The organism is Acidianus brierleyi (assembly GCF_003201835.2).
GTDB lineage: Archaea > Thermoproteota > Thermoprotei_A > Sulfolobales > Sulfolobaceae > Aramenus > Aramenus brierleyi.
In genome coordinates, this window is record NZ_CP029289.2 from 2,057,561 (window position 1) to 2,080,200 (window position 22,640).

Below are 22,640 nucleotides of genomic sequence, written 5' to 3' on the forward strand. Positions count from 1 at the left end.
CCACGTCATTTTATATAAGGTTTTTAAAATTTTCATGTGAGTAATTATCATGGAGATAGAAAGTTTAGGAATAGAATATTCTAAAGAGGAAAGACAAGATTTTTCTGGATTTAAGGTTAATCCATCATTTATCTTTTATCCAAAAAACGAACATGATGTAGCAAAAATAGTAAAATTTGCAAACAATCATAAAATTCCTATAGTAGTTTGGGGAGCGGGAACTAGTCTTACTGGAGCAGTAAGTTGTAATGGATGTATCTTAATTGATATGAAATATATGAATAACATTATAGAAATTAATGATGTAGATTGGTACGTAAGGGTTCAGCCTGGAATAAATTTAGAATTTTTAAACAAAAAATTAATGGAAAAGGGGTTTTTCTTACCTCCAGATCCTGCTAGTTTTTTCCTTTGTACAGTAGGAGGTGCTACTTCTAACTCTTCTGGCGGAATGAGAGGAGTAAAATATGGAACTTTTAGAGATTGGGTTCTGGCATTAAAGGTAGTTCTTCCAGACGGAAATATAGTTAAGCTAGGAGAACCACTAAGAAAAAATAGAGCAGGATATGATTTAGTTAACCTGTTTGTAGGCAGTGAAGGTACTTTAGGCGTAATCACTGAAATATGGTTTAGAATAACTCCATTACCTAGAGAAAAAATACTTACAGTTCTAGCATACATGAAAGACTTAGAAAGTGCTGCCAATGTAATAATAGGTTTAAGGAAAGGAAAAATAATTCCTGAAATATCGGAGTATATGGATAATAACGTTATTAAGGCGCTTAATAAGAATCTCAATGCAGGATTAGAAGAAAGTGAAGGAGGTCTAATGTTAATTTCTATCGAAGAAAAATATCTAGAAGATCTAAAAGCTATTCTGAGAGATAACTCAACAAAGATCATAATTGCAGAAGGTGAAGAAGCTGAAAGACTGTATTCTATTAGGGCACAATCAGCAATAGCACTTAGAGCGGAAGCAAAGAATATGTTTGTGGAAGACATAGTAGTCCCAGTATCTAAATTACCAGAAGCTATATTGAGGCTAAGAGAAATAGAAAGTAAGTATAAAATCAAACTTCCTATAGTTTCTCACATAGGAGACGGGAATCTTCATCCAAACATTTTATTTGACGAAATGAGTAATGCCCAAGAGGTATTTGAGGAAATAGCAAGAATAGCAATAGAATTAGGAGGTTCAGTTTCAGGAGAACATGGAATAGGAGAACAAAAGGCTAAAGTTATGGCAGAGCAAATAAAATCGCATAATGGCGAAGAAGTTCTTGAAATAATGTATAAAATAAAAGGGCTAATAGATCCTAACAATATAATGAATCCAGGAAAATATGTGGAACTAGCATATAAATTAAGGTAATTTTTTAAGATATTACTCTTATTTTCCTATCCATGAACTTCACTATAACTTTTATTTTGCTATATGCAATTTCTCTAGCGGTAGGAAGGAAAGTTAAGCTCCCATCAGTTATAAGTGATATTACAGTACTTCTATTGATATTTTCCATATCATTTTGGGGAGGTAACGAAGTATCTACTCAAGCAATAGAGAGAATAGTATGGATTTCTATAGTATCATCGTTTATTATAGTGATCATAACTTATTTTGTAGGTTCCTTTATAAGACTAAAGGTAAAAGAAGGAAAAATAAAGTTAGATTGGAAAACTCAAGTTAAATATGTATTACCTTTAATATTCGGTTTTATCTTAGGTTTTTTAATAAAGGTTAATTTACCATTTGGCTCAATTATAGACTGGGAGTTATATCTTTTAGCTATAGTCATAGGTTTAAGTATAGGTAGAGATCTAAAGCTAGAAATTCTTAAAAGAATAAGCGGAATTGCCATATTTTCCATATTTGTAGCAATATTTGGAGGTTTAATTTCTTCTATTCCACTTTACTTTTTAGGTCTACGACCTTTTAATTTAGCCCTTTCAGTATCTTTAGGCTCTGGATGGTACTCTTATTCTGGACCTATAGTTGCAAAGTATTATGGCCCAATTGACGGGGTTATAGCATTTCTAATAAACTTTCTCAGAGAACAATTAACTTTCTCACTAGTTCCATTACTCTTAAAATTAAGATCCACCCCCTTAGGCGCAATAGCAGTAGGAGGCGCAACATCTATGGATACTACATTAGGTTTCTATGTAGATGTCTTAGGATACGAATACGGAATAGGTGCGATGATTAATGGCGTTATTCTCACTCTCATAGTTCCTATTGTGCTCCCCTTGATTCTCTCTCTTTAGAAGCTTCATATAAAGTATTCCACTAACAGCTTGAAATATTCCACCTATAAATAATGGTATCGGAAGATCTATTTCCATTAAATATCCACTAAGTCCAGAACTCATTTGTGAGGCTCTAGTTGCTATACCTTGTAAACTTGAAGCTGTACCATAATCTTCAGAAGAAACTCCTCTAATATTAACTGCAGTTCTATTTGGAGCACCGAAACCAGCATTAAATCCTCTTATAATATAAAATAAGGCTGCCAAGAAAAAGAAAGGAGATAAGGCCATTATAGCTAAGAATACACCATTTAAAATTCTTGTTATTGACGCAACTCTTAGAGATTCAAAAGATAGTCTAGTTGCCATAAAAGATCCTAAAGAGGTAGTAATATAAGATATAGTAAAGACTATTCCGATCAATGCAGAAGACGCATGATAATATAATGAAAACCATAGAGGTAGTAATGGAATAGCCATACCTATACCAAAACCTGCAAAAGAATTAGCCAATATTACCTTGGAAATATATTTTAAACTAGAAATTTTCATTATTTTAGTAGTCTTTTTAGGTCTAGGCTTTTCTTTCACCATAAAAACACTCACTAATGAAGCTAAAAGCATCAAGAATGAAACAAAGAAAAGAAACCTATAATCACCTACTGCACCAAAAGGTAGATAAGAATGGATAGTTAGCATTAAGCTGCCACCTATAGCAGAAACAGAAGCAACTGAAGTAAGTATACCTATTTTATTTACCCTGTCTTTCTCATATTCCCAATTGCTCATAACTAAGGCAGTTAATCCTGGAGAATAAACTCCTCTCATACCTCCAGCGGTTCCTCCAATTCCTGCTATTATTAATGCTATAGCAATAAGTAGTACATTTTGTGATAAAGAAAGAATTAAAACTCCTATAACAGCAAAACTATCGCCTATAATAATTGCGTTTTTATACCCTTTCCTATCTCCGAACATTCCTAAGATCAAAGAAAGTATAGACGAAAATCCTATAACTCCAGCAAATATTACACCAATAATTACCAGATGTACTCCGATTAACGCAAGATACAGAGAAGATGATAAAGTAACGAATATTATACCAATACTTCTTAGAATCCTCGATAAAACAAGATATTTGAAGCCCATATCCATTGGAATACACCAAAAACAGTAGTAGATAACAATTATACCTAAAAAAGTTTTATTAGATATATCTAAGAAAGAATAGAATTATGTAAGCAAATATATATTTACCCTTTTTTAGTAAAAACGCGATATAACATAATTTGATTTTATATTAGTATTAAAATATCTATTTTAATTTCGTATTCAGTATACTGATACATCAATCTGTTTATCTATACCAAAGAACACAGTGCAATTCAAATTTTATAATCAAAATCCCTCAAATGGAAATCTTAACATTTTTATGTTACTTTTAATTTTAAAGTATGATGTAATGATTTACAATATTATAATGACATATCTCTCTACTATTCAGTTAATTAAAAATCATTTACCTTATTCGTTAATGAATGATAGAGAAATTTAAGATAACGAGAAATCCATAAAACATTAGAAAAACTAGCATACTAAAGCTTCTCTAGATTTTCAGTCAAAATTAACTTTACATTTTCTAACGGTTTTACCAACAATGAATTTTCCATAAGGCAGTTCAAGCACTGCACCGTATTTCCTTATCTCATTACTCCATTTTACTAATTCCTCATAAATATTAATCTTATCATATGTAACACAAAATGCTATAGATACTCCCATTAAAACAGTCCCAAGAGTTAAGTTATTTTCAAATTCCTTTTTTGTCATAATGGTAGTATCTAAATAAATATTTGTATCTTTAACAAACCTCAGTCTAACATCGTTAAAATTCAATCCTTTGGCCTCGTCCTTTATAATAACCAATACATCTAGATCAGAATTCTTATCATATTTACCTATAACTCTACTTCCGAAGAATATTATGGCAAGTACCTCGTTTCTTCTTAAAAATAAGGTAGCTTTTCTAAATAACTCCATATTTTCTAAGATAGTTCCCTGCAATTGCGATCACCTCATTAGAATACTCTATTCCTTGTCTACACATTTCCTCAGTCACAAATTCTTCTGGAGTAGTTATATTATTTCCGTTAAAAAACGGGTATCTAGATATGTTCCATGCACCAGAAAGATAATCTAATGCATTCAAAACTATGTCTAATTCGTTTCCAAGATCCTGTAAATTGCTTGAAGCATCTGCTATAATATCATGTTCTTTTTTGTATATTAATTTTAATTCTAACATAGCTTTTACACTTTTTTCAACAGATTGCTGAGAATAAAAGAAACATTCAGGATAATCTTTAAGTTCCAGGGCTCTTTTTGCTCTATTATTATCCTTTATTGCAACATTGTAGAAAGCTTTAGCATATTCCCTAAACTTTGGAGGAATCACAAGCAATTTATAAAGCAAGAGAATAAATTATTTTACGCCTCTTATACTGAAGCACATTGCATTTCCAACTATTTTTAATCTCTTATAGAATAAAATATTCCAAATACTAGTATTTTCAGAAAGTTTATGGCTTTTATCTAAGGATTTACTGTTAAAATCCTGGTCTAAGAAATTTTGGAAAATACTAACGGGAGTATTTGCAGATCTCCAAAAAATTTTTCAGAAATAACGTATAACTTACTTTTAATCTTATGCTAGATTTAGATTTTTTTCTTTTCTAAGAGCTAAGAAAATTTTGCTAGTATACCTAGTAACATGGAAGTAGATTTTAGTTCCATTAATATCAAAAGTTAAAAACCCAATATGTACTTGATCTTTTAGAGTAATTTTCATATTTTATAATAAAATTATTCGACAATTATTCCAGCTATCACTTTTATTCCCAATTTCTCTGCCTCTTCTTTAACAGATTTTTCTATGGAATTAGCTATTAAAAATAATTTAACAGGCTTATTATACATCGATCTGAAGATTTTTTCCCTTATTTCTAATTGCTCTATAGCTCCTTCATCTCCAAAATTCTTAATCTCAAAAACGTAGATTGCGTCATTAGATTCATAGAAATCTACTTCATATTTTCTGCCCTTCTGAACAATGCCTATATTATCTATAATAGTAGTATGAGTAACATTTGAAGGATCTATTCCATGAAGTTTTAATGCTTCTTTATAAACCTCCATAATTGTTCTTTCAATGTAATGTCCACCTCTAGTAGTAAAAGAAGAAAATGAAATATTTAGCCTCTCAATACTTTCCCAGATCTTTCTATTTTCTTCTTGGATAGCCCTTATAGATTCCTGAGTCTCCTTTATACTTTCCCAGATCTTCTTGTTTTCCTCTTTGATCGCTTGAATTTCTTGCCAGATCTTCTTGTTTTCCTCTTTGATCGCTTGAATTTCTTGCCAGATCTTCTTGTTTTCCTCTTTGATCGCTTGAATTTCTTGCCAGATCTTCTTGTTTTCCTCTTTGATCGCTTGAATTTCTTGCCAGATCTTCTTGTTTTCCTCTTTGATCGCTTGAATTTCTTGCCAGATCTTCTTGTTTTCCTCGTTAATACTCTCTATTCTTTTATTAGTCTCTTGAATTTCTTTCCATATTTTTTCATTACTTTCCCAAATTAATACTATATTATCTGAATTGTTTTGAGTAACTTTCTTTAGTTCACTAATTTCATTACTCAAAGCTTTTATTGACGAAGTTAACTCGTCTATTTTCTTAAGGACTATATCATCCTTAAGTTTTGGATAAAGTTTATCGACTAACTTATCCAAAAGTTTCTCATCGCTAATTATTCTCTCTACTATATCTTCGCTCACAGAATTAACTTCTCAAGAAAAGATAAAAATCTTATCTAATAATGAGATAATCTTCAATCTTTAATCAAGATATAGCTTACTTTAGTTAACTCCTACGGTGATTTTCATGAACAACATTCCTAAACAAGAAGACAAGCTTTACAAGAGTGAGACTAAGAAGACTAGGTATAGGAGAGGAGGTGGTGAAGGCCCTCAAGTTAACCCCGATCAAGTAGTTCCTTCGGCTCTTCAAGCCATCGCCTAGCCATGTTAGAGGCAAAGCATGTGGAGCCTATCCATCTCCACGGATGGAGTCTTCCGCTCCCTTTGAACACCTGATCATGATAAAGCAAATATCAGTTCATTAGTTTATCTACTACTGAAATGTATCTTAATTAGTTATATCTAAATATGAGAATATTTTATAGGAAATAAGATAATTTTACAAATTAAAAGGTATACTTTAAACTACTCTATAAATTTAGTTTGAGAAGATATTTATTTTATAGGTTGTAAAACGAAATTTGGCTATTGGATTGCAATTTTTTATAGACTAATATATGTTGGAGCAAGCATATTATCCTCCCAATAATTCGAGGTATTGTTTTACAACTCCTTCGCCTTTTTTAGTTATTAAAACTTTTATCCTCTTACCCTCAACAGTAGGAACGTAGTTTATGTCTATATACCCCTCCCTATGTAAGACTCTTAAATGCTGATAGAGTTCAGCCTTATTTAACTTAGTAGCTTCTAACAATTCCTTAAACCATGCAGACCTTGTATAATAAAGTCCTAATAAGATTCCTAACCTAACGCTAACGTTCAATGTCTTATTATCCTTCAGCAGTTTTATTAACTTCTCTAGCTCCATTCCTGAGCTCTCCTCACTAATTTGTATAAAAGTGCTAAAAGTGGTGGAATTAATATAGTAATAGTACTGAAGGGTGAAAGTGCTATTGATATTCCAGAAATTATGTAGGAGAGGACTAGGAAGTATTCTATAGTTCTCTCTTTTAGAAACCTTATATTAGTAATTAACTGACTTCCAATAAAAGATATGTACCCCCCAACTAGAAAAGCCGGTAAGATAGATAAGGAGTGAACGTAAAATGATAGAAGAAATATAGCATTAAGCAATATAAGTGAAAGTACGTAGGTTAACTTAATAAGAAAGGGAAATTTTTTTGCTATTAGCAAAGATTTGTTGGAACTAAAGGTCTTAACTAAAGGGTATACAAATCTACTCATTTTCCAAGATATAACAACATACGTCGTGGAAAAGACTAGTAGACTAATGTTTAAGGTAAGAGGGTTCTGGAGAAGCCTTATTAGTAAAAAAGCGATTATGCTTCCAACTCCTATAAAGTCTAATACGATTTTTGATATGTTCAACATAACTCTATAATATAACATCTGACTTATCTCTAGGGATTTTTGAATATCTATTTCCTTATCTATAAGACTTCTCACCATTACTTAATTTTACTTTATAATAATTTTAAACTTAGAACACAGTTAAGATTTTTTAACTTGATGTGTAGTCCAACAGCTGAACCAGCATCCAGCCCAACAAGCTATATATACTTCTCCTCCTCTAGCCTTCCTATTGCATTTTATTATCTTCAACCAGTTCACCGTTGACCATATTGTAAACTCTTACATTCTTCTCCAAAAGCTTAATTAGTTCCTTCTGGTGAGTTACAATTATACCCTCATTAATCCTTTCTCGTAGTAACGATATTACCTTATCCAACCTATTAATGTCAATGTTTTCTATGGGTTCGTCGATAGTCACTATTTGTGGTCTTGTGAAGAGAGCTAATGCTAAGGATACTAAAGCCTTTTGTCCGGTTGACATCTTAAAAATCGGCTTATGAATTACTCTCCTATCCAAGTTTAAGTAGTCCAGGATTTTGAAGAAATCTTTCAAATCTCCTTTCTTTATTTCCGAGATTATTTTTGCTGTTTCTAATACTGAATTTCCTATAGTATATACCTCTTGAAGGTTAGTAGAGTACTCTAGCAAACCCTTTGCGCTCCTAACCTCCACACCGTTTATCTTTATTGAACCCTTATATGGGATTATACCTGAAATAGCTCTTAATAAAGTAGTCTTACCTGAACCGTTGGGACCCAAAATTATATACACTTCCTTGTCCAACTTTAGGTTAATGTCGTTTAGAACAGTAAAGTCATCAAATGAGACTGATAAGTCTTTTATCTCTAACATTACCATACCACCTCTTCTAATCTCAGCGCCCTAATCTTCCTTAGAGCTAAATTACCTAAGAATAGTAGCAGAAGGGCTAGTAAAGCTACTTCAATAGTGTAAACGCTTATACTGTAGTGGATTAGGGAGTATGAGATAATATTTTCAGCCTCGTAGAATGGATTCAGTGGAGATGATGCTGAAGGAGAGAGTTCTGAAATTGCCAGTAGCCCGAAGAAAATGTAGTAAACGTAGTTTGACGCCTTAGCACCTACCTTGATCAGTAGTGCTGATGTTATTGTAAACGTTAGAGAAAGTATGAAAAAACTAGAGATCAATACTGAGATTATGAATTGTGCAGCGTTACTCAATTTGATAACTTGGTAGAACTGATTTAGTGTGACTTTAGTTACTAGCGGTGTAACAAAAATTGTGAAGACTAAAGAGTATATAATGGTGGAGATTATTGCTCCCAAGAACAAGCTCATAACGTAATTATACATTTTAAGTTTACTGAACCGCAAGTAGTAAGCTAATGCTGAGGAATGATAGACTAGAGCTATGCTGAAGCCCGTTGAGAGGCTAGCTACTAATAGTATTATTGCAACGCTGTACCACATTATTCCCGAACCTATGCTTTTAACGCTATCTAGGGCAAAATAGAGTCCTACAGAGTCTAGCATCATCATTCCGAGTAGGTAAGATATTGCTGTTGGAGAGAAGGCGAATCTCTTTATCATAGATTTTTCTAATTCCATGAGTAAAATTTTGTGAAAGATAATAAAAATAGTGGATTAAGTTAAAACTTTATAACTTAGCAAAGGGTTTATTTTTGGTTTGAATTTAAGTGTATAGAGAAAGCGATAATAAATGAGAGTAATAACTAGTACTAATAAGAAATCAATAGATTTAGTCAGAACTAATCCAATAATGCTTGGTTGTTGGTTTGGGTGTTGGTGCTGTTGTGGATGTAGAATAAAATAAAAAATAATTAAGGAAGAACTTCCCTACTTTTTACCAAATTATTTATAAGCCGTAAGTTTAAGTATACGAAAATCGATATAGTTACTGAGAGAATAATTACGCTAGGTTGTATTGTAGTTTTTTCGATTAATATTCCAAATATCCAAAGAGGGTTAAACGAACTCTTTAAGAAGGAGATAATGAATGTTGGCACAATAACTATTGGGTAAATTATTACGATTATATAACAATCTAATCTCCCATTAGTTAATAGAAGCGATAAAAACATAGAAATAGATTCTAGAAATAGGAAGACTAGAAGTGCTGTAGTAAAAAAAGGAATCATGTCAATAATAGCAAGACTATTGGAGAAGAGACAGTATAAAATGATAAGTAATGTAGTGTATAATAATGCGGCTATCTCCCCCGAAAGGTAAAGTAATACTAAGTATATTCCTATTCTTAAGTTTCCGAATCTCATTAGGAAGGGCAGAGCAGAGGAGTTATAAAGTAACATAAAGCTTACTCCAACTGACAAGATACTGAGTATTAAAATTTCGGAAACATTTAAGGCAATGCTGGACTTAATTATTCTCCAAATAATTAGGGCGGTAATAAAGCCTAAGAGCATGTTATAAGCTGCAGGTTCACTTAATATTAGTTGTTTGAGGAAGTATGTAAAAAGGCTCTTCATCTTGTTGTATTAAGAAACTAGTGTTATCAAGACTAAATGTAGTTAAAAAGATTTAACTCTACTATGTGTTTTTATATTCAAAAATCAAAAATACTGCATGCAGATTGACTATACCTATAAGAAGGCAGTAGAGATAACTAAAGATAATAAAGTGGTTTTTAGCTGGGTTGGCTGTTGGATTGGTTGCTGGTTTGCTAGAAAATAAGGTGATATAAAGTGCAAGCTAGTCTAAAGGTATCACCTTTTTTCTCCATATATAGAAATGGCAATAAGTACATTGCATATGCAGAGGCTTCTGGTTTAATAGAGTTGAGTGAGGATGAGTTTAACAATCTATTGTCATTAGACGTGAAAGAATTAAAGGAAATTAGAATGTTGATTCCAGAAAAGGAGAAGAAGATTAATGCAGTAGTTAATGGTATAAGACTTTTAAATCAGGAAGCGATTAGCTTCTTTGAATCGGATAAAGAACTGCCTAAGGGCGAGAATGCATTAATAATCTCAAGTAGTATGAACTTTCTTCTCACTACTGACTTATCAAAGTTTGAAAAAGTCCTTATAGCATATGTCATGGATCCTTATAGATTTTTTATATATGTCATGAAAAAGAACAGTCCTTGTATTTACGAGATATACCTATGGTTAAAGAACTCTAGGCTAATCCTAGATGTGAAAGTTGATGGTGCCATTGTAAGAGAGGGATCTCCTACCCTAAGTGAGTTCACGGAATTTTTATTATTAGGACTCGCTAAAATACTCTTAAACGGTAATAGCTATGATGGGAAGCTAATATATATAGATATGATGGATGGGGAATTAATAGTAAACACACCGTTAAAGATCCCAGGGTGTCCTAAATGCAAGATTTGATCAACGAATTTTTAGGACCTATCTTAGGTTACACTATAGAAAAATATGATAATGTGGTAGTCACCAAACTACTAAATTACGTAAATAACGATTTGCTTGAATCCCATCTAGCAACTCAATATGTTAAGGCTAGGTATACCATAAAATTACCTATTGAATTTACGCCACTTCTAAGATACTTAGAAGACGTTGTACCTGCTGGAGGTAAAGGAGAGACTGAGGAGGAAAGCCTTATGGGTGCTATTGGAGAGTTTTTAGAAAGGTTTTACGGTTACTCGATCTTTTTCGATGATAATACATCAATTTTTGGAAGGGTAGGAGAATTGAAAGAACAATTTAACGTTCTTCCTACCAGATACAAGTTCTTTTCAAAGGAGCAAATTAGAAAGTTCTTCTTTTTTAAGGACTATTCCAATGACACATTTGTAACGTTTACTAAAGCAATTTCTTATAAGGATAATAAGACAATTTACGTACCCTCACAAATCGTTTATCTAACAGATCTAATCAGACCAGGCGAGAATTTAATAGCTTATTCAACTACTGGCGGTCTTTCTTATCATGAAGACTTCGAAAAAGCCTTCTTACACAGTTTGTTAGAGTACCTGGAGAGAGATGCAATAAATATCTCGTGGATTTCACGTATAAGTCCATTAAAAATACAAATTTCAGAAAAATTGAAAAGGAAATTTAAAGTATTGGAAAACAAGGACGTTGTTTGCCTAAGGTTTATTAATGAGTTTAAGGGACTTTTCGTAATAGGTTGTCTAGGATTTGTTAATGGATTTTATGTTGGCGGTGCTGCTGCAGATATAACTGTTGAAGATGCATTAAGAAGAGCAATTTATGAAGTTTATCAATCTATTTCATCTTTCAGTAAGGTAAGTGATGAGGAAATTAAGCTTGCTAAAAAGCTCAATCAAGATCTTTTAGTTGATTTCGGATTAGTTCCACTCTACTATACATATGTGAAAAGGGAATTTTTAATGGATTATTTAAATAATTTAAATACCGTTAGTTATGAAGAATTAGAAAGAGAAGAGTCATTGACTTACAAGGCTCTTATCGAAGAATTGCTAAATCATGGCTACGATATAATTTATAAGGATTTTAATGTAGAGAAATACGTGGATAAAGGAAAGCTAATTAGGGTAATAATTCCAGATTTAACACCAGCACATGCCCCATATTTGCCGTTCCTAGGCTATGAGAGGTATTACAGTATTAGGAAGATAATGGGACTTAAGGAAGTTAAATTATTAACTGATGAGCCAGTCCCATTTCCTTGAGGTAATTATGATGAATATATTTGAGGAGTTCTATCTGAAGACTCAAAATTTTACTTTTACAGTAATCCCAAATAATTATCCGAAAGAGTACAATGGTGTTAAAGTTATACCCTTACCTAAGCCTAGAGAGATAGTAGAAGGTTTTCATAAGGTAATTACTACTAGATCTTCAACGAGGAGGTTTATGGAAGAAAAGGTCGATATTAGCGCTATTTCTGATTTGCTCTATTATTCGGTAGGTGTCAGGAAAAAAGAGAGCGAGGTAATATATAGAATGTTTCCATCAGCCGGAGGTTTAGCGGAAAGTGAGGTTTATTTAGTACCTCTCATTTCCGATTTAGAAGTTGGTATATATCATTACAATCCCTTGTCCCATTCTCTAGAGAAACTTAACATTGAGATTGAGCTAGAAATTCTTAAGTCTGATATTGTTAGTTCTATTCCAGATATTAATGCAATTCCTTTACTTCTCATCTTAACAGCAAGATATTGGAAAGCTTTAGCAAAATATGGTAATAGAGGTGGAAGGTTTGTATTTATTGATATAGGAATAGTTATGGAGAACTTTTATTTAGTAGCTACAGCCCTTAATTTGGGAATATGTGCTGTAGGTGGTTTTAACGATTACATTTTTAATAGAGCGCTTGACCTAAAGAATAATGAGGTCGTACTAGGATTATTAGTAGTTGGAAAAAAGAATTAATGTCTAAAAGTGCATATAAGTCGATGCCTTATGTCCATTTTTAAGAAGCACTGCTTTAGCCTTAATAGTTCTTGTTGATTTAGCTGAAAATTTGCCATCCTAGGAGTGTGTATTTTTACTTCTTCATAACTAAGAGTTTATTAGAAACGCTAACATTCCTTAGTAGTTCCTATATAAGGATTTACTACTGTAGACCATGTTCTTTTAGAAAGAAAGTGTAAAATTTCAACTACATTAAATAATATCTTACTTGAGCATCTAAGAGTTTATTTATGTTCATTATTTAATATAAATATCTACAGTACCAGTACAAGGTTCTTAACATTAAATATAGGCAATTAATATTATAATATTATGTGATAGTTTAATTACAAAATCGATTTTGGTAATCTATATTTTGAGATCTCATCTTATTACAAAAGGATTATGTTAGTTAATGGATAAAGGAAAACTATAGTACAGTATTTTGATTCAAAGAGTTTTTGATGAAGTATCTTCAATTTATATAAATACTTAAAGAATTTGATAGAGTAAAGCTAACATAATCCAAAGAAATATCAGATCCGTAAGTAGACATAAAGATATAATTTCTGGATAAAATTAATTCTTATTTATTTAATCCTATATCTTCACAATTCTTAGTCTTATTTCATTATTATAGATAATCTTAAGCAGAGGCAAATATATCCATTTTAATCATCGTAATTCTAAAATATAGCCGTAATATAACTAATTCAGTGAATATATTTGATTATAAGAAAAAAATATAACAATATTTACCAAGTTAGAATAAGAATTGCATACTAACGTTTAATAACTTTAATAGATTTTTTCCTATTATTGTCTTATAATTGGTTCTTAATATTCTCATTTTACTTTTTTTATTCCTTAAGCAGTTTTCTAGAAAAGAGCTATATCAAATGTTTTTTCTTAACGTGTAATACGCAAGGAAGGTATTACTTTCAATTAACGATTTGATTAAAAATACCACTATTTCTTTTGAATTTCACGTCTTTTACTTTCTCTATCTGGGAATCTCATAATACAGAGTATAGTTAACTTCCAGTTATCTTGTCATTTCAAGAAGAGTTATAACTAAACTATAAAACATCCTACAATCCCTAAATTTAAGTCTTTTACGTTATTTTCTCTTTATCCATTACTTCCAATGTACAAAGAAAAATCTTATAAAATTTGTAGAAAAAATGGATATCTCATATATATTCTGAGTCTTTAGTATTTTAAATCACTAAATTCACTAATAACGGAGTATAATTCATTAATACTCTATTTCTATTCTATAAAACTCCTTCTTTTCAGAAGTCTAGAGAGAAGAAGACGTAGATAAGTATACATTTAGCTTTAAATATACAGCCAAAAATTTTCCATGATATGATATAATATGATCAAATATATAAATGTATATCTACCTAAACTAAAATAGCCTACTTATTATCAAACTGATTTTCTTACCCATAAAACACCCTATTAACCTAATGATTTACCTTCTTAGCTAATTTTCTCTAGATAATAGTAAACATAATTCATAATTAGTTTATATAGTCTAAATAAATATATCACTGAAGTAACCTTATTAGATTTCTTGCAAATATTCCTACAGAGAAAATGAACAGATCTATATTTTTGAAAAATCGTTATTATGAAGAAATATTATGTTATTATTGACGAATCTCATGGCAGTAATGTTTTCGTTTAAGCCTTGACTATAATTGTCAAGATCTACGTTATACTTCTTTTGACTATAAAGGTAAAGAAGATATCTCCGTTTATTCTTAATAGAAGTTAATAACTCTCTCGTTCTTTAAGGTACTAACTATAATCTTTATCCGGATTTTGAAAGATGATTTTAATTTACTAAACGTCTTTATTAACTGATTAGATTTTTATTAATTTTAACTTTAGAATATTTGCATTTAGAATTCTACTCTATAAAATCTCTTTTAGTGTGAATTCACCACCAAAATTCTTCAGTCTTTAACGTATAATCCTTTGAATATACTACAAGCAAAACTTTATCCTAACGAGTATCAAATAGGAATTTATGAGTTATATCTAATGCTTTAAAGGATAAGATGTTACTGTAAAGCTCATTGTAAATTCAACACTGTAGTCTAAAGGACCTAATAAAATATTGACATTTAGATTCTAAGAAAGTATAATAACATGAACAAAATAACTTTGTATGATTTTTAAACAATCTTTATATTTTTATATATTCAGATAAAAATATTGGTACAAAATATGAACTTATACTTGGACTTTTATTAACTCTGTTCATCCATTAAGTATGGAGCAATATATTTCTCAAGCAAACACGATAGATTTCATAGTATTCTTTGCAGTAATTATTTATATAACAGTAAGAAGACTAAGGCCTAGAAAATTTAGACCAACAAGAATGTACATATGGCCAGTAATATATGTCCTTTTAGTTATCTTCTTTGCAACAGAAATCAATGATCCTTTAATGTATTTAGCTCTCCTAATTTTAGGAATTTTAGGATATTTGCTTGGAAATAAATTCCTGGAAAACGGCGAGATAGAATTTTTCTATAATAGCGGAAGACTGTATTATAAGTGGCCCTATTCTATAACAATCTTATGGTCAATATTATTTCTAACTAGAATATTCTTAGAATTTATAGGTGAAGGAAATATTCTTTTATTAAGTATAGTAGATTTTCTTCTATCCCTAAATACAGGTCTGCTTGTCTCTGCATCTTTTAAAACAATTAAGGAAGCTAAACGATACAGATATATCTAAACCTTTTCGCTATAGAACTAAAAATTAAACAATGTTAAAGATAGATTTTAATATAAAAACTCTGGACAACATTTTTATGAACATTAAACTCATCCTTACAGTTTTAACATTAGGAACACTAATGGCAGCAGTTGACACAACAATAGTGCTATTAGCTTTACCTACAATGACTATAGATCTTCATACAGATCTTTACTCCTCCATTTGGGTTTTATTAGCATATTTACTTATCCTTGCAATACTTTCCACTCAATCTGGAAGAATTGGAGATATATTAGGAAGGTCAAGAATATATAATCTAGGTTTCGTAATTTTTACTGTAGCATCAGCATTATGTGGATTATCACCAGACGTTTATCTTTTAATATTCTTTAGAGTACTTCAAGCTATAGGTGGAGCATTATTGACAGCCAACAGTTATGCTATAATAGCAGATACTTTTCCACCTAATCAAAGAGGAAAAGCTTATGGAATAACATCGCTTGGATGGAATGTGGGAGCTTTACTTGGCATAGTATTAGGAGGGATACTAACTACATTTCTAGGATGGAGATTTATATTCTACATAAATGTTCCAATAGGAATAGCAGCAGTTATTTTAGGCTTAAGAGAAATTAAAGACATTAACAGAGTAAATACTAAACTAGATATATCTGGTGCACTAATACTTGGAGTGTCCTTGACCCTAATTTCATTAGGCGCAATGTTTATAGCAGGTTCTGGAGTTTCACTAGATTACATTACAGAAATCATAATAGGACTAGCCCTCATTCCCCTATTTATTTATAACGAAACAAAAGTTAAAATTCCTATAATAAATCTCAATGTATTTAAAATAAGGATACTTTCTTTCTCTCTAATGGCAAGTTTATTACAAGGAATAGGAGCTCTCTCATTAACTTTCTTATTAATAATGTATTTACAAGGAGTTAGAGGATTGTCCCCATTATACTCATCATTACTATTAACTCCAGGCTATGTTATAGCAAGCATTTTAGCCCCATTTATGGGAAGAATAGCAGATAGAGGAAAACCTGGAACATTAGCTGGAACAGGTCTCATTTTAACATTCATTTCATTAATGATATATTATTTTATTTTGACTCCTTTTACTCCCTATTATATTATTCTGGCAATTACAGCAATAACTGGAGCAGGTTCATCAATGTTCTGGCCAGCAAACGCTACAGCAGTAATGTTTAGTGCACCTAGAGAATACTATGGTGCTGTTTCAGGAATTTCAAGAACTTTAGGTAGTATAGGAACTACTTTCAGTTACGTTTTAAGTATTACAGTAGCTACGCTAGTAATTCCCAGATATGTAGCGTTTGAAATATTTTTAGGCACTAATGTTCTCAATGGAGATATAAGCAATACTTTTGTATCAGGCCTTCATTTTGCTTTCCTAGTATCAGCTATTATAATTCTAGCTTCTGCAATTCTTTCAATATTGGGTGGAAACACTGCACAAAAGGTTCAAAAGAGATAAATCGTTGCTTTGTGGATTAGTTGAATTTTCTTATATCTTGAACTAGTTAGTTCAAGATAAATTTTGGGACGATTAAAGTAAGTTTAACGTTATTTCTGAGAAAAAAAGGAAGTCAATAAAGCATGTTGCTATATTCTATCTTAAAATGGCTAATCATCTTGTAGTGATCTTGCTTGATTATTTTTAGATGTTATGCTTTACGCAATTTTAGAGTAAATAACTGTTATACTTAAAAAATACAGAAAAGTATTTAGCTATAGAAGGAGAAAAGAAATACATGGGAATATTTGACAAAATGAAAAAGAACGTTAGTGATGTTATAAACACTACTGAACATAGATTAACTGGAAGACCTCCAGTAAAAGGCAAATTCATCACAAATATCCCAAAGGCATTAATGGTTGAGGATTGGTATTGGGACGAGGAAGGCGTTTTTACTTTGGAGAAGAAGCCAGGACTTTTAAGTTCTGGTATAAAAAAGGGGAAAATAATAAGATGGCAAGAGATTGACGATATAATACCATTAAACGTTAGTCAAACATCTAATTATAGTGCTTTTGGATTATCTGGAGAGACAAATATGATAGGAGATTGGGTGATTAAGAAAAAGGACGGAGCTACAGTTACTATAAAATATGTAATAGACCCAATAAATAGGGCAGAAGCTTTTAAGAAAATTTACCTAAATAAAAAATAATTTTCTAATCTCTTACTTTTTGCTTTAATATAAAATAAGATTTACTGATAACTAATCTATGAGTTATGTAATCTTAATTGCTCTTTTGTTTATAAATAATCTTACTCAATCATGTAATCCATTATATTCTTTAGATAAGTAATTATCATGCCAAAACAAACGGAAAAATATTTAGCTATAGAAGGAGAAAAGAAATACTGAAACGAGGATAGGGGAAGTTCTGAGTATAATATTGTATGTATTAGCAGCATTATTTATTCTGGGGGGTATCGGTCTAATGGCATCACCTCCTTCTCCAGCTTCAACTATGGGTGCAATAGTGGGCTTTGGTTTCGGTGCATTATTTATCATATTAGGAATTATAGCCTCAAGGAAAGAATCAGCCAACTCGGAAAAATTAACTCTTATAGCTGGAAAAGGATTATTTTCACCCTGGTATTATATTGGGAAGGAAGGAATATACAAGGGAAAGAAACTGTTACTCGGATGGAATGAAATCGCTAATATTTTTGTTATTCATGAGTACGAGATAACTAAATCAAATCTAAGTGTAAGGACATTACAAACTGGTGTTCCTTCTATGAGCGGAACTATCTATAAAATGGGAACTTTTAGAGTGATAACTAAGGATGGTAGAGAAATAGATATTAAGAATGTTATAAACCCAAAAGAAATTTTAGAATATATAAAAAACGTCTATTTAAGGACCCTCTAAAGTACAATAATTTCTTCAATTTTGCGAAAAAGATCTTTAGAATATTGTTAATTTTGTCATGGTGTAGAGTAAGTGTGATAACGTCCCCTTAAATTTTTGCATACTCCTACTCGTGATCTTGTCCCGCATGTTAGATCGTGGGGAACGTTTAGCCAGTCTATGAGGGTTTTTACTCCCATGTTCACTTTTGGCTTGTATTGTTTTCTTTGTTCTCTTTATACAAATTTTACAAGAGTAAAGCTTGTCTTCTTGTTTAGGAGTGTTGTTCGTGAAAATCACCGTAGGAGGTTCCACATGCTTTGCCTCTAACATGGCTAGGCGATGGCTTGAAGAGCCGAAGGAGTTCATATTGGCTAAGTTATTAATGATATTATGCTCAAATTTAAGAATATTATTTGCTAACATAATATATATTTTTTATCAAAATCTTTATTTAATAATACTTTTTTGTATACAAAATTAAATATTTAAGATGTAAACTATAAATTACATAATATATTTCATTTATGAACAATATGAACTCCATTTAAGATATAATTATATATATTATATATAGTTTTGTCTTAGAAATATTTTTCGTATCCAAAAAATCTATATACTATATAATAAGCGTAAATTATTTTTATATAAAAATACTCAAAAAAATTTATTAAGGTTATTATATCATACTTTATCTCAATTTATATCTAGTATAGTCTGGTAATATTCGCCTACCCCTTTTAACGTAAACTTTAACAAAATGATATAGCCCAAAATATAATAGATCCTATAATGGGATTATATCTATACGTCAATCTTTCAGTCGATACACTAGTATACTGAATTATAATAATAATTCTCTATAATTTAAAAATTTATTATGTAAAAGTTTTATTCCTTTTAAACATTTTTTATTTTTTCTTTACATGTATGTATATTTATGATTGAAAAATGTTATTTGGTTATATCTCATTAGCTATAATATCGTGATTTAGTAAGTATTTATATTAGGGCTACGCTAATTTTATAAATATAGATAACAATGTTATCTATATGGAACCAACTAAAAATCTAAGGATTTTAAGTATAACTTCTCTTGCACACTTTATGAACGACGGTACTTTTCTAGTTTTTCCGTTATTAATAGTATACTATACAACAATTTATCACGTAAGCGTAGTATTTCTTGGCACTTTAGCTATAATTTATACATTACTTTCTGGGTTACTTTCTCCATTCTTTGGGGATTTTGCAGATAAACATGATAAAGACGCTGTATTGATGGCGCTTGGGATTTTCTTAGAAGCGTTATCTTTTCTATTTTTTGCTTTGTCGTTTTCTATTCCTAGTTTGATCTATGTTTTAGCTTCCTTAGCTGCAGTTATTTTAGGTATTGGACAAGCCTTTTATCATCCGATAGGCGGTGCTATTTTATCTAGAGTTTTTGGTAAGAGTGCAGGAAGAGCTTTGGGAATAAATGGCTCTATGGGAAGTATAGGGAGATCTGTAATGCCTTCAATAGTTACTTTTCTTATATTAGTTTTTGCTGAAGTTACTGGTCTTCTTTTAGTTTCTGCATATATGATAGTTGCTTCATTGTTGATATTCTTTGGATTAAGATTTTACAAGAGAGGTAGTAAAGAAGAAATAAGGAAATCTAAAGAGAAATTGGAATCGCAGTTTTATAGATTTCTATTTATTTTAGGTTCTATAGTATTTATAAGGAGTATGTTCATTACTGGTACAACAACTTTTTTGGGAGATTTTATTTATGATATTTATCTTTCAAAGACTCTGGCTGGTATATTTTTAACAGTAGGATTTATAGGTTCTGTATTTGGACAGCCTGTATTTGGCTGGATTACTGAGAGAAAAGGTGGCAGATACGCCTTTGTATTAAGTAGCATAATCTCCATAATATTCTTCTTACTTTTCTTGATATTTTCTAATAATCTAATAGTATCTTCACTGTTCTATACGCTCTTTACTTTTGCTTCATTTAGCTCTTTTCCAGTTCTCCTAGGCTATGTGGGTCAAACTTTTCCTAAAAGTTTCTTTACTGTCGCAAACTCATATATTTGGGGAGTGGGAGTTACGGTAGGAGGAGCTGCTGGTACTGCAGTTATAACGCTCTTGCTTGGAATGCATTTTTCTATATTAACGTCTTTCTATATTATGTTTGGATTAGCAATAATTTCTGCTATATTGATGCCATTAATACCAAAAAAGATATCTAAATAAATTACCATATTTTTGATAATTCTTCTGCTGTTACTATGGGGAAGAAAGATTTCATATTTTCTAATGATCTATCGTGGGCTTCTTTGTTTCTTGACGATACTGCGTCTTTTACTATAACTGGTACATATCCATAAGCAAATGCATCTCTAGCACTAGTTTCTACTCCTATTTCTGTTGCAATACCAGTGAACACTATGGTAGTTCTTGCAGAATTCTTCATTAAGAGATCAAAATTTGTTCCAACAAAAATGCTCCAAGTATTCTTATTCAGTATTATGTCATTTTCTTGGGGTTCTATTGCTAATTTCATTTCTTCTGGCTTAAATTGGAATCCTCCTCTGTACATAATTTTTGACGCTGTTGATTCAAAGCCTTTAGGATAAGGTGTTATTTTTGTGAAAAGTATTGGAACACTTGCTTTCCTAGCTGAGTCAATAACTATTTTAAGATTCTTTAGGAATTCGTCTTTATTAAAAATGCTATTTACTAAAGCTAAGTGTACATCCCAGACTACTAGGAGTGATTTTTGAGGATCTAATATCTCTTTTACTGATTGCATATAGATATATCTAAAATAATGTTAAAAAAATTAATGTTCGAAATAGAAATTTTTGCATTATTGTAAGTAGTTAATTTAGCTATTAGTTAGATTTAATATAAATAATGTTGATAAAGCACTATGGACAAGGACGTTATAAAAATAGCGTTTTCGGCGTTTTTTAGTGATCTGGGTTATCAAGCAGTAGTGGCTTCATTTCCTTTGTTGTTAGTATTCTATTTTCATGTTCCTATCTACGTATATGGTATAGTCGAATCATTTAGCTATGGGGTTGGGCTTTTCTTTTCTTTCTTGGGTGGATTATCTGCAGATAGATTTGGAAGTAAGAGAACTTCTATATTTGGTAACGCGCTTATAGTGTTATTATCTTTTACTGGATTTGCAAGAAATGCTATTGAGGCTATATTATTTTTCCTTTCTGGTTGGTTTATGAGAAACTTAAGGAGCCCAGCAAGAAGAACAATGGTTGCAGAAATAACTAAGGATGAAGAAAGGAAGAAGGCTTACGGAATTTTACATGCTTTGGACGTAGGTGGCGGAATGCTCGCTATAGTATACTTGACTATATTATTATACCTTAAGGTATCTCTATACTTTATTCTTCCATTTACAGCTATTCCTATAACTATAGGTACGCTGCTCTTAGTTTTTTCTAGATCTGGTGGGAAAAAACCTAAAGAAAAAATAAATTACAAGGTCATCACTGGAATATTGATCGCAACAGCTTTTTTTGGAATAAGTACCTACAGTCCAGGATTTCCTATAATAACTGTTACACAATCTACTCACGAAATATATTTGGGAGCTTTAACTTATGGTATATATTTAGGGGCTTCTGCTCTCTTTGGATATATATTTAGCTATGTTAGAATCGGGGATTTCCAAGGTCTTTTTTCAGGATATGTTCTATCTGCTTTAGCTAGTTTGGGTTTCGTATTTCTTTTTGGATTTAAGGCTGAAGGTCTTTATCCTCTTGTTTTTCTGCTAGGAATAGCCATGGCATCTGCAGAAACTTTTGAGCCAAGTATAATTTCTAAGGTTTCTGGTCAAAATATAGGCAGAGGGATGGGACTTCTTTCTCTAGCTAGAGGTATAGGATACTTTATAGGAAATTCTGTCATGGGTATACTTTATACAATAAATTACGCATATGCATATACTTTTGCTTCTTTAGTATCATTCGCGTCTGCCATAATAATTCTTATACTGATAAAATATAATAAGTAAAATTTTTATTAAAACGTTTTTAATACTTAAATTTTGTTTGACTTTAATCTCTATTAGGTTAACTCAATTGGGCTATATAGCGAATTTTATATTATCGAGTAATATTGTAGTAAGATAATATCTACTTTGTCTTTTTAAATAAGAAATTTTAGTATTATTATAT

22 protein-coding genes are annotated in these 22,640 nt (G+C 31.1%); 12 read left to right on the forward strand and 10 right to left on the reverse strand.

The genetic code is table 11. The features are described from left to right. Window positions 1–49 precede the first annotated feature (49 nt). Together DFR85_RS27320 and DFR85_RS27325 are read left to right on the forward strand one after the other, a co-directional pair. Window positions 50–1,372, forward strand: coding sequence for an FAD-binding oxidoreductase (locus DFR85_RS27320; protein ID WP_110271006.1), 1,323 nt, complete (start codon window positions 50–52; stop codon window positions 1,370–1,372). 32 nt (window positions 1,373–1,404) lie between these two features. Next, window positions 1,405–2,265, forward strand: coding sequence for a LysO family transporter (locus tag DFR85_RS27325; RefSeq protein WP_110271007.1), 861 nt, complete (start codon window positions 1,405–1,407; stop codon window positions 2,263–2,265). Here DFR85_RS27325 and DFR85_RS27330 read toward each other — a convergent pair. From DFR85_RS27330 to DFR85_RS31960, 4 genes are all read right to left on the reverse strand, one after another. Next, the gene (locus tag DFR85_RS27330; RefSeq protein WP_110271008.1) at window positions 2,173–3,408 is read right to left on the reverse strand and encodes an MFS transporter; all 1,236 of its coding nucleotides are present in this window, start codon (window positions 3,406–3,408) and stop codon (window positions 2,173–2,175) included. The genes DFR85_RS27325 and DFR85_RS27330 overlap by 93 nt on opposite strands. A 453-nt stretch (window positions 3,409–3,861) precedes the next feature. Then, window positions 3,862–4,311: a nucleotidyltransferase domain-containing protein gene (locus tag DFR85_RS27335; protein ID WP_110271009.1), complete on the reverse strand. Its 450-nt coding sequence runs from the start codon at window positions 4,309–4,311 to the stop codon at window positions 3,862–3,864. Continuing rightward, the gene (locus tag DFR85_RS27340; RefSeq protein ID WP_110271882.1) at window positions 4,274–4,702 is read right to left on the reverse strand and encodes a HEPN domain-containing protein; all 429 of its coding nucleotides are present in this window, start codon (window positions 4,700–4,702) and stop codon (window positions 4,274–4,276) included. Before DFR85_RS27340 ends, DFR85_RS27335 begins: the two co-directional genes overlap by 38 nt. Window positions 4,703–5,109: 407 nt before the next feature. Further along, window positions 5,110–6,078, reverse strand: a complete 969-nt coding sequence (locus DFR85_RS31960) for a coiled-coil domain-containing protein (protein ID WP_246252874.1) — start codon at window positions 6,076–6,078, stop codon at window positions 5,110–5,112. A gap of 106 nt (window positions 6,079–6,184) precedes the next feature. On the opposite strand from DFR85_RS31960, the gene DFR85_RS27350 reads away from it, so the two are divergent. Next, window positions 6,185–6,322: a hypothetical protein gene (locus tag DFR85_RS27350; RefSeq protein WP_162582771.1), complete on the forward strand. Its 138-nt coding sequence runs from the start codon at window positions 6,185–6,187 to the stop codon at window positions 6,320–6,322. A 312-nt stretch (window positions 6,323–6,634) separates the two neighbouring features. On the opposite strand, the gene DFR85_RS27355 is transcribed toward DFR85_RS27350, so the two are convergent. The 5 genes from DFR85_RS27355 to DFR85_RS27375 all read right to left on the reverse strand — a co-directional run bounded on the left by DFR85_RS27355 (window position 6,635) and on the right by DFR85_RS27375 (window position 9,923). Further along, window positions 6,635–6,928 (reverse strand): transcriptional regulator, encoded by a 294-nt coding sequence (locus tag DFR85_RS27355; protein WP_110271010.1) that lies wholly within the window; start codon window positions 6,926–6,928, stop codon window positions 6,635–6,637. After that, window positions 6,919–7,530 carry a hypothetical protein gene (locus DFR85_RS27360; RefSeq protein ID WP_110271011.1) on the reverse strand — a complete coding sequence of 204 codons (612 nt, stop codon included), beginning with the start codon at window positions 7,528–7,530 and terminating at the stop codon, window positions 6,919–6,921. The genes DFR85_RS27355 and DFR85_RS27360 overlap by 10 nt, the downstream gene beginning before the upstream one ends. Window positions 7,531–7,660: 130 nt before the next feature. Then, window positions 7,661–8,287 (reverse strand): ABC transporter ATP-binding protein, encoded by a 627-nt coding sequence (locus tag DFR85_RS27365; protein WP_110271884.1) that lies wholly within the window; start codon window positions 8,285–8,287, stop codon window positions 7,661–7,663. Then, a complete protein-coding gene (locus tag DFR85_RS27370; RefSeq protein ID WP_246252875.1) occupies window positions 8,287–9,006 on the reverse strand; it encodes a hypothetical protein in 720 nt (239 codons plus the stop codon). The genes DFR85_RS27365 and DFR85_RS27370 overlap by 1 nt, the downstream gene beginning before the upstream one ends. A 251-nt stretch (window positions 9,007–9,257) precedes the next feature. After that, on the reverse strand, window positions 9,258–9,923 hold the full coding sequence (locus DFR85_RS27375) for a hypothetical protein (protein ID WP_110271013.1): 666 nt from the start codon (window positions 9,921–9,923) through the stop codon (window positions 9,258–9,260). Window positions 9,924–10,139: 216 nt separating this feature from the next. On the opposite strand from DFR85_RS27375, the gene DFR85_RS27380 reads away from it, so the two are divergent. The 8 genes from DFR85_RS27380 to DFR85_RS27415 all read left to right on the forward strand — a co-directional run bounded on the left by DFR85_RS27380 (window position 10,140) and on the right by DFR85_RS27415 (window position 20,691). Next, entirely contained in the window at window positions 10,140–10,793 is a 654-nt protein-coding gene (locus DFR85_RS27380) for a hypothetical protein (protein ID WP_110271014.1), read from the forward strand. Continuing rightward, on the forward strand, window positions 10,781–12,082 hold the full coding sequence (locus DFR85_RS27385; protein ID WP_110271015.1) for a YcaO-like family protein: 1,302 nt from the start codon (window positions 10,781–10,783) through the stop codon (window positions 12,080–12,082). The genes DFR85_RS27380 and DFR85_RS27385 overlap by 13 nt, the downstream gene beginning before the upstream one ends. Before the next feature lie 10 nt (window positions 12,083–12,092). Then, entirely contained in the window at window positions 12,093–12,785 is a 693-nt protein-coding gene (locus DFR85_RS27390) for a SagB family peptide dehydrogenase (protein ID WP_110271885.1), read from the forward strand. A 2,308-nt stretch (window positions 12,786–15,093) separates the two neighbouring features. After that, a complete protein-coding gene (locus DFR85_RS27395) occupies window positions 15,094–15,570 on the forward strand; it encodes a hypothetical protein (protein ID WP_110271016.1) in 477 nt (158 codons plus the stop codon). Window positions 15,571–15,646: 76 nt separating this feature from the next. After that, window positions 15,647–17,059: an MFS transporter gene (locus DFR85_RS27400; protein ID WP_110271886.1), complete on the forward strand. Its 1,413-nt coding sequence runs from the start codon at window positions 15,647–15,649 to the stop codon at window positions 17,057–17,059. Window positions 17,060–17,336: 277 nt separating this feature from the next. Then, window positions 17,337–17,756 carry a hypothetical protein gene (locus DFR85_RS27405; protein WP_110271017.1) on the forward strand — a complete coding sequence of 140 codons (420 nt, stop codon included), beginning with the start codon at window positions 17,337–17,339 and terminating at the stop codon, window positions 17,754–17,756. A 277-nt stretch (window positions 17,757–18,033) separates the two neighbouring features. Then, on the forward strand, window positions 18,034–18,471 hold the full coding sequence (locus DFR85_RS27410) for a hypothetical protein (protein WP_110271018.1): 438 nt from the start codon (window positions 18,034–18,036) through the stop codon (window positions 18,469–18,471). Window positions 18,472–19,503: 1,032 nt separating this feature from the next. After that, window positions 19,504–20,691, forward strand: a complete 1,188-nt coding sequence (locus DFR85_RS27415; protein ID WP_110271020.1) for an MFS transporter — start codon at window positions 19,504–19,506, stop codon at window positions 20,689–20,691. A 1-nt stretch (window position 20,692) separates the two neighbouring features. Here the strand turns inward: DFR85_RS27415 and DFR85_RS27420 are convergent, their stop codons facing one another. Then, window positions 20,693–21,250, reverse strand: a complete 558-nt coding sequence (locus DFR85_RS27420) for a cysteine hydrolase family protein (protein ID WP_110271021.1) — start codon at window positions 21,248–21,250, stop codon at window positions 20,693–20,695. Between the two features lie 120 nt (window positions 21,251–21,370). Here DFR85_RS27420 and DFR85_RS27425 point away from each other — a divergent pair, with 120 nt between their 5' ends. Then, window positions 21,371–22,477 carry an MFS transporter gene (locus DFR85_RS27425; protein ID WP_110271022.1) on the forward strand — a complete coding sequence of 369 codons (1,107 nt, stop codon included), beginning with the start codon at window positions 21,371–21,373 and terminating at the stop codon, window positions 22,475–22,477. Window positions 22,478–22,640: the final 163 nt, after the last annotated feature.

What these genes read in the sequence shown, in the direction of transcription:
- DFR85_RS27375 (WP_110271013.1), bottom strand. Translation starts at nt 9,923, where the DNA reads ATGAAGAGCCTTTTTACATACTTCCTCAAACAACTAATATTAAGTGAA.
- DFR85_RS27350 (WP_162582771.1), top strand. Translation starts at nt 6,185, where the DNA reads ATGAACAACATTCCTAAACAAGAAGACAAGCTTTACAAGAGTGAGACT.
- DFR85_RS27365 (WP_110271884.1), bottom strand. Translation starts at nt 8,287, where the DNA reads ATGTTAGAGATAAAAGACTTATCAGTCTCATTTGATGACTTTACTGTT.
- DFR85_RS27385 (WP_110271015.1), top strand. Translation starts at nt 10,781, where the DNA reads ATGCAAGATTTGATCAACGAATTTTTAGGACCTATCTTAGGTTACACT.
- DFR85_RS27325 (WP_110271007.1), top strand. Translation starts at nt 1,405, where the DNA reads ATGAACTTCACTATAACTTTTATTTTGCTATATGCAATTTCTCTAGCG.
- DFR85_RS27410 (WP_110271018.1), top strand. Translation starts at nt 18,034, where the DNA reads ATGGCATCACCTCCTTCTCCAGCTTCAACTATGGGTGCAATAGTGGGC.
- DFR85_RS27360 (WP_110271011.1), bottom strand. Translation starts at nt 7,530, where the DNA reads ATGGTGAGAAGTCTTATAGATAAGGAAATAGATATTCAAAAATCCCTA.
- DFR85_RS27370 (WP_246252875.1), bottom strand. Translation starts at nt 9,006, where the DNA reads ATGATAAAGAGATTCGCCTTCTCTCCAACAGCAATATCTTACCTACTC.
- DFR85_RS27320 (WP_110271006.1), top strand. Translation starts at nt 50, where the DNA reads ATGGAGATAGAAAGTTTAGGAATAGAATATTCTAAAGAGGAAAGACAA.
- DFR85_RS27425 (WP_110271022.1), top strand. Translation starts at nt 21,371, where the DNA reads ATGGACAAGGACGTTATAAAAATAGCGTTTTCGGCGTTTTTTAGTGAT.
- DFR85_RS27355 (WP_110271010.1), bottom strand. Translation starts at nt 6,928, where the DNA reads ATGGAGCTAGAGAAGTTAATAAAACTGCTGAAGGATAATAAGACATTG.
- DFR85_RS27415 (WP_110271020.1), top strand. Translation starts at nt 19,504, where the DNA reads ATGGAACCAACTAAAAATCTAAGGATTTTAAGTATAACTTCTCTTGCA.
- DFR85_RS27420 (WP_110271021.1), bottom strand. Translation starts at nt 21,250, where the DNA reads ATGCAATCAGTAAAAGAGATATTAGATCCTCAAAAATCACTCCTAGTA.
- DFR85_RS27395 (WP_110271016.1), top strand. Translation starts at nt 15,094, where the DNA reads ATGGAGCAATATATTTCTCAAGCAAACACGATAGATTTCATAGTATTC.
- DFR85_RS27405 (WP_110271017.1), top strand. Translation starts at nt 17,337, where the DNA reads ATGGGAATATTTGACAAAATGAAAAAGAACGTTAGTGATGTTATAAAC.
- DFR85_RS27400 (WP_110271886.1), top strand. Translation starts at nt 15,647, where the DNA reads ATGAACATTAAACTCATCCTTACAGTTTTAACATTAGGAACACTAATG.
- DFR85_RS27390 (WP_110271885.1), top strand. Translation starts at nt 12,093, where the DNA reads ATGAATATATTTGAGGAGTTCTATCTGAAGACTCAAAATTTTACTTTT.